Source organism: Gilvimarinus gilvus (genome assembly GCF_030518155.1).
In the GTDB taxonomy this organism is placed as follows: domain Bacteria; phylum Pseudomonadota; class Gammaproteobacteria; order Pseudomonadales; family Cellvibrionaceae; genus Gilvimarinus; species Gilvimarinus gilvus.
The window spans coordinates 1-327 of the sequence record NZ_JAULRU010000130.1 but is presented as its reverse complement, the minus strand read 5'-3'; the positions used below and the strand labels follow the sequence as shown (position 1 = coordinate 327).

The following is a 327-nucleotide window of genomic DNA, read 5'->3' as shown; positions in this document are numbered from 1 at the left end:
TGGCGTCCTTGGTCAGCTCGATGTCCGCCCAGTCGACCGGGTTCAGGGCAATGGCCGAGGCGCGGTACTCGGCGATGCGGACCTGCAGGATCGCGCGGCGCAGAGTATCGATCTTGGTGTCGCCGGCTTTGCGCAGGGCGTGGTTGAAGGCGGTGGCCTGAGGAATCAGGCCCAGCAGGTTCTGGCCGGTGCCGTCGCCAGCGAGCAGTTGCTCTTCTTCCTTGTACTTCAAGCCGTAGATCGCGCGACCGTTGATGTAGCTCTGCAGGAGCGGAATGTCCGAGAGGACCTGCTTGGAAGCCCGGAACCAGTGGGCGATGGTGATGA

Annotated in this window: 1 protein-coding gene; it reads right to left on the bottom strand. The window is 63.6% G+C overall.

Annotated elements, in window-relative coordinates:
* On the bottom strand, positions 1-327 hold a 327-nt coding region (locus QWI17_RS00800), incomplete at both ends, for a phage major capsid protein (protein WP_302720588.1).